The sequence below is a fragment of the Streptomyces phytophilus genome, assembly GCF_013870535.1.
In the GTDB taxonomy this organism is placed as follows: domain Bacteria; phylum Actinomycetota; class Actinomycetes; order Streptomycetales; family Streptomycetaceae; genus Streptomyces; species Streptomyces phytophilus.
On record NZ_JACBXC010000252.1, the window covers coordinates 1 to 6,328 of the forward strand.

The window sequence follows — 6,328 nt, forward strand, 5'->3', positions numbered from 1 at the left end:
CCCACCTGCCCGTCACCCTGGAGGCGCTGCGGCTCGGGCTGCCGGTGCTCGGCGAGAAGCCGCTCGCCGCCACGCTCCCGCAGGCCCTGCGGCTGGCCGCCGCGGCCGAGGCGGCGGACCGCCTGTTCATGGTCAGCCAGTCCCGCCGCTACGACCCGCACCTCTTCGCGCTGCGGGAGCGGGCCGCCCGGCTGGGCCGGCCGGGCATCCTGACCACCGAGTTCTTCAGGGACCCCCGCTTCGGGGGGTTCCGCGACACGATGGACCACCCGCTGCTCCTCGACATGGCGATCCACCCGTTCGACACCGCCCGCTGGCTCCTGGGCGCCGAGCCCGTGTCGGTCCACTGCGAGGAGTACAACCCGCCGTGGAGCTGGTACGCCGGGGCCGCCGCCACCACCGCCGTCTTCGAGATGACCGGCGGCAGCCGCTACGTCTTCACCGGCAGCTGGTGCAGCCCGGGGCTGGCGACCTCCTGGAACGGCGCCTGGCGGCTCAGCGCGGAACACGGCTCGCTCCACTGGGACGGCGAGAACCCCGCCACCGCCGAAACCACCGCCCGGGCCGGCGCCGTCCCGCCGGCGGATGCGGATGCGGACACGGAGGCGGATGCGGCGGAGGCGCCGGCGAAGGGGATCGCCGGCGCCCTGGCCGAGTTCGTACGCGCGCTGCGTACCGGCGAGACGCCGATGGGCGAGGTGCACGACAACGTCATGAGCCTCGCCATGGTCACCGCCGCCGTCGAGTCCGCGGAGACCGGCCGGCGCGTCCGCATCGACGACCTCCTCGACTCCGCCCTGACCGAGGCCCTCGCGTCGTCGGACCCGCCGGAACGCGGCGTCCTGCGCGCCGTTCCGCGGCGGCGGGAGCCGCATCCGGCCCGCTGATCGGCCGCGGCACGCGGACGGCGGCGGCCGGAACCGTACGCGCCGGGCGTGCTCAGCGCGTCAGGACCACCTTGCCGAACAGGTCCCCGGCCGCCATCTTCTCGAAGCCCTCACGCGCCCGGTCCAGCGGCAGCACCGTGTCGATCACCGGCCGCACGCCCTTCGCCGCGCAGAAGTTGAGCAGCCCCGCCAGCTCCTCCTTGGTGCCCATCGTCGAGCCGACGACCTTCAGCTCCAGGAAGAAGACCCGCTGCAGCTCCACCGACGGCGGGTTCGGCCCGCTCGTCGTACCGGAGATGACCAGCGTGCCGCCGGGGCGCAGGGACTTCACCGAGTGGGACCACGTCGCCGCGCCGACCGTCTCCAGGACCGCGTCCATCCGGTGCGGCAGGCGTGTGCCCGGTGCCACCGCGGCCTCCGCGCCGAGGTCCTCGGCCCGCTTGCGCTTCGTCTCGTCGCGGCTCGTGGCGTACATCCGCAGTCCCGCCGCCGCGCCCAGCACGATCGCCGCCGTGGCGACGCCGCCGCCCGCGCCCTGGACCAGGACCGAGTCGCCGGGGCGGACGCCGGCGTTGGTGAAGAGCATGCGGTACGCCGTGAGCCAGGCCGTCGGCAGGCACGCGGCCTCCTCGAAGCTCAGCTCCTTCGGCTTCGGCAGGAGGTTCCAGGCCGGGACGGCGACCTGCTCGGCGAACGTGCCCTGGTACCGCTCCGTCAGCAGCGACCGCGGCTCGTTCGGGCCCACCCCGTGGCCGGTCTGGCCGATGACGGAGTGGAGGACCACCTCGTTGCCGTCGGCGTCGACGCCGGCCGCGTCGCAGCCGAGGATCATCGGCAGGGCGTCCTCGCCCAGTCCGACGCCGCGCAGCGACCACAGGTCGTGGTGGTTGAGGGAAGCGGCTCTGACGTCGACGACGGCCCAGCCGGGCGGGGCCTGCGGCGCGGGCCGCTCCCCCGACTCCAGGCCGTTCAGCGGTTCGTCACGGTCGATGCGGGCGGCGTAGGCGGCATACATGACCATGAAGTTACGCCCCGGGGCGGGGGCCGTACCAGCCCCCGCCCAGCCATGCGGGACATCTCACCCGGGCCCGGTAGACCCGGGGGCGTAGAGCGATTCACAGCACCTTCGACAAGAACGCCTTCGTCCGCTGGTGCTGCGGGTTCGTCAGCACGTCCCGGGGGTGCCCGGACTCCACGACGGCCCCGTCGTCCATGAACACCAGCGCGTCGCCGACCTCCCGCGCGAACCCCATCTCGTGGGTGACGACGATCATCGTCATGCCGGACTGCGCGAGGTCGCGCATCACGTCCAGCACCTCGCCGACCAGCTCAGGGTCGAGCGCCGAGGTGGGCTCGTCGAAGAGCATCAGCTTCGGCTCCATCGCCAGCGCCCGCGCGATGGCGACGCGCTGCTGCTGGCCGCCGGAGAGCTGCGTCGGGTAGCCGGACGCCTTGTCGGCGAGGCCCACGCGGTCCAGCAGCCGCTTCGCGCGCTCCCGCGCGGTGGCCTTGGACTCCCGCTTGACCTGGACCGGCGCCTCCATGACGTTCTCCAGCGCGGTCATGTGCGGGAAGAGGTTGAAGCGCTGGAACACCATGCCGATGTCCTTGCGCTGGGCGGCGACCTCCTTGTCCTTCAGCTCGTAGAGCTTGTTGCCCTGCTGCCGGTAGCCGACGAGGTGGCCGTCGACGTACAGCCGGCCGGCGTTGATCTTCTCCAGGTGGTTGATGCACCGCAGGAAGGTCGACTTGCCGGAGCCCGAGGGGCCGACGAGGCAGAAGACCTCGCGCGGCGCGACCTCCAGGTCGATGCCCTTGAGCACGTGGGTGGGCCCGAAGGACTTGTGTACGCCCTCGGCCGTGACCATTGCCGTCATGGCGGCGCTCACCTCGTTCCCTTCATCCGCGGCCCGGAGAAGATGTTCCGCCGGAGTTTCTGCATCGGGGTCAGCGGCAACTGGCGTACGGAGCCCTTGGCGTAATGCCGCTCGATGTAGTACTGGACCACGCTGAACACGCTGGTCATCGCCAGGTACCAGACGGCGACGACGATGTACATCTCCATCGGGTTCAGGTTGGTCGCGGAGATCTCGTTCGCCACGAACGTCAGCTCGGTGTATTGGATCACCATCGCCAACGACGAGGTCTTGAGCATGTTGATGAACTCGTTCCCCGTCGGCGGCACGATCACCCGCATCGCCTGGGGCAGCACGATGCGCCGCATCGTCCTCCCCCGGCTCATGCCGAGCGCGTGCGACGCCTCCGTCTGGCCCTCGTCGACCGACTGGATGCCGGCGCGGACGATCTCGGCCATGTACGCGGCCTCGTTGAGGCCGAGGCCGAGGAGGGCCGCCACGAACGGGGTCATGACGTCGGTCATCTCGTTCTTGTAGAGCGGACCCAGGTTGAGGGTCTGGAAGACGAGGCCGAGGTTGTACCAGAGCAGGAGTTGCAGCAGCACCGGGGTGCCGCGGAAGAACCAGATGTAGAGGTTCGCGAACGCCGAGGTCACCGGGTTGTCCGAGAGCCGCATGATCGCGAGCACGATGCCGAGGACCACGCCGAGCAGCATGGCGAGCACGGTGATCAGCAAGGTGTTCCCGGCGGCCTCGACGACCCGGTCGGAGAACAGGTACTCGGGGACGTCGCCCCATTCGATCTTGGCGTTGGCGAAGGCGTAGACGAGGAGCCCGAGGAGCGCGAGGACGACGGCGGCGCTCACCCAGCGCCAGGGGTGGCGCACGGGGATCGCCTTGATCGCCTCGGGCGGGACCGCGGTGGCGGCGCCTGTCTTCGAGGGCCCGGGCCCGGCCGGTTGCTTGTCGGCCGGGCCCGGTGAGGTCGGGTCGGTCACGGGAGGACTTCTCTCTGGAACGGCTGCGGGCGGTGGTTACTCGTTGCCTCCGTTGACGGCGGCCTTGTCGACGGCGCCCTGCTCGACGTTCCACTTGTCCAGGACCTTCTGGTACTCGCCGTTCTCGATGATCGCGTCGAGCGCCTTGGCGAGCGCGTCGCGCAGCTCGGCGTTGTCCTTGGAGACCGCGATGCCGTACGGGGCGGCGTCGATCTGCTCGCCGACGACCTCGAAGTCCTCACCGCCGCCCGACTCGCGGGCGTTGTAGGCGGCGACCGGGAAGTCGTTCAGGTCGGCGACGGCCCGGCCCTGCTTGACCTGCTGCAGCGCCTCGGTGTCCTTGGTGAAGGGCAGCGTCTTGATCGGCTTGTCGCACTTCTCGTTCTGCGCCTTGGCGATGTCCGCGCTGACCGTGCCCCGCTGGAAGGCGACGGTCTTGCCGCACAGGTCGTCGAGCGTCGAGATGCCCTCGGGGTTGCCCTTCTGGACCAGGATGGAGACGCCGGCGGAGAAGTAGTCGACGAAGTCGACCTCGGCCTGGCGCTCCTTGTTGTCGGTCATCGACGACATGATGATGTCGAAGCGGCCGGAGTCGAGCGACGGGATCAGGTTGTCGAAGACGTTGTTCTGGAACTGGAACTCGACGCCCAGCTCCTCGCCGAGCGCGTTGGCGATGTCGATGTCCACACCGGCGGGCTTGCCGCCCTGGTCGAACTCCATCGGGGCGTACGCGATGTCCGAACCGACCTTGATCACGCCGGCGTCCTTGACGGCATCGGGGAGCGCGCCCGGCGCCGCGTTCGACTTGGTCTTGGTCTCACCGCCGTCGCCGCTGTCGCCCCCGTCGTCGGTCTGGTCGCCGCAGGACGAGAGCACGAGGGCCCCCGCGGCGGCGAGTGCCCCGACGGCCACCAGTCGAGACTTGGCTGCTCCGGTGCGCCGGGTGGTGCGAGGGCTCATTGCGGGATCCTCCTGCGGGGGGTGAACGGGGTCAGAAGTCCACAAACCCCGGACGCGACAGTTGGTGCGCCTGGGGCGGATGTCGACGATGGCCGACGACGGCATCTTTGCATCCGGAAGACACGCCTCAGGAATGCTGCCGGGTCAAAATCCGATAACAGGTTCGGTAGTGAGACGTAGCTCACGTTTATCCATAACGCTCATAACCCGCGATTCGCCACATTTCGCAGTATGCAATCCCACGCATGACTATGCGTTTCGGCTCCGGTCAGTGTCGCAAAGTGGCTCGCACGCGGCGCTCGGCTTCCTGTACAACGGACACTTACACCCCAAATCCGGGGCCCAGGGCGCGAGTGCGGCGCGCCCGGTGTCCGGGCCTCACCGTGGCCGTGGCGCTCACTCCGCGGCCAGGCGGCCGGACACGTGCCCGCCCACCCCTCGACCGAGAGGGGTGGTTCCTCTTTCTATGACTGTGACTAAGGGGTCAACAACGTGGCAGCGGAGATCGTCAACCCTCCGAGCGGGACGGACACGTCCGACAGCCCAGACGACGACTACTTCGATCCGGCCTTCGCCCTCCACCGGGGCGGAAAGATGGCCGTCCAGGCGACCGTGCCGGTCAACGACAGGGACGACCTGTCGCTGGCCTACACACCGGGTGTCGCCAAGGTGTGCACCGCCATCGCGGAACAGCCCGAGCTCGTCCACGACTACACCTGGAAGTCCCAGGTCGTCGCCGTCGTCACGGACGGCAGCGCGGTCCTCGGCCTCGGCGACATCGGCCCGGAGGCATCCCTTCCGGTGATGGAGGGCAAGGCCATCCTGTTCAAGCAGTTCGGCGGCGTGGACGCGGTCCCCGTCGCGCTGGACTGCCGCGGGGTCGACGAGATCGTCGAGACCGTGGCGCGGCTGGCGCCCTCCTTCGGCGGGGTGAACCTGGAGGACATCTCCGCCCCCCGCTGCTTCGAGATCGAGCGCAAGCTCCAGGAGCGCCTGGACATCCCGATCTTCCACGACGACCAGCACGGCACCGCCGTCGTCACGCTGGCCGCGCTGCGCAACGCCGCGAAGCTCAGCGGCCGGCCGCTCGGCGACCTGCGCGCGGTGATCTCCGGGGCCGGCGCGGCCGGCGCGGCGATCGCCAAGATCCTGGTGGAGGCCGGCATCGGGGACGTGGTCGTCGCCGACCGCAAGGGCATCGTCTCCGCGGACCGCGAGGACCTGACCGACGCCAAGCGGGAGCTGGCGGAGCTGACGAACCGCGCGGGGCGTACGGGCTCGCTGGAGTCCGCGCTCGCGGGCGCGGACGTCTTCATCGGCGTCTCCGGCGGCACGGTGCCGGAGCGGGCGGTGGCGACGATGGCGGAGGGCGCGTTCATCTTCGCCATGGCCAACCCGAACCCGGAGATCCACCCGGATGTGGCGCACAAGTACGCGGCGGTCGTGGCCACGGGCCGCAGCGACTACCCGAACCAGATCAACAACGTGCTCGCGTTCCCCGGCATCTTCGCCGGGGCGCTCCAGGTGCGGGCCTCGCGGATCACCGAGGGCATGAAGCTGGCGGCGGCCGAGGCGCTGGCGGACGTCGTCGCGGGCGAGCTGAGCCCGGAGTGCGTGATTCCGTCGC

6 protein-coding genes are annotated in these 6,328 nt (G+C 70.3%); 2 read left to right on the forward strand and 4 right to left on the reverse strand.

Features of this window, described 5'->3' with window-relative positions:
• Nucleotides 1-887 (forward strand): Gfo/Idh/MocA family protein (locus H5J30_RS13950; protein WP_181787757.1); only part of this gene is annotated, 887 nt, incomplete at its 5' end.
• Nucleotides 888-939: 52 nt separating this feature from the next.
• Here H5J30_RS13950 and H5J30_RS13955 read toward each other — a convergent pair.
• From H5J30_RS13955 to H5J30_RS13970, 4 genes are all read right to left on the reverse strand, one after another.
• Nucleotides 940-1,902 carry a zinc-binding dehydrogenase gene (locus H5J30_RS13955; protein WP_027742306.1) on the reverse strand — a complete coding sequence of 321 codons (963 nt, stop codon included), beginning with the start codon at nucleotides 1,900-1,902 and terminating at the stop codon, nucleotides 940-942.
• A 100-nt stretch (nucleotides 1,903-2,002) separates the two neighbouring features.
• Nucleotides 2,003-2,755, reverse strand: coding sequence for an amino acid ABC transporter ATP-binding protein (locus tag H5J30_RS13960; RefSeq protein ID WP_181787761.1), 753 nt, complete (start codon nucleotides 2,753-2,755; stop codon nucleotides 2,003-2,005).
• A 17-nt stretch (nucleotides 2,756-2,772) separates the two neighbouring features.
• A complete protein-coding gene (locus H5J30_RS13965; protein ID WP_181787758.1) occupies nucleotides 2,773-3,741 on the reverse strand; it encodes an amino acid ABC transporter permease in 969 nt (322 codons plus the stop codon).
• A 36-nt stretch (nucleotides 3,742-3,777) separates the two neighbouring features.
• Entirely contained in the window at nucleotides 3,778-4,701 is a 924-nt protein-coding gene (locus H5J30_RS13970) for an ABC transporter substrate-binding protein (protein WP_181787759.1), read from the reverse strand.
• A gap of 492 nt (nucleotides 4,702-5,193) precedes the next feature.
• Here H5J30_RS13970 and H5J30_RS37475 point away from each other — a divergent pair.
• Nucleotides 5,194-6,328, forward strand: a 1,135-nt coding sequence (locus H5J30_RS37475; RefSeq protein ID WP_181787760.1) for an NAD(P)-dependent malic enzyme, incomplete at its 3' end; no start/stop codon positions are given.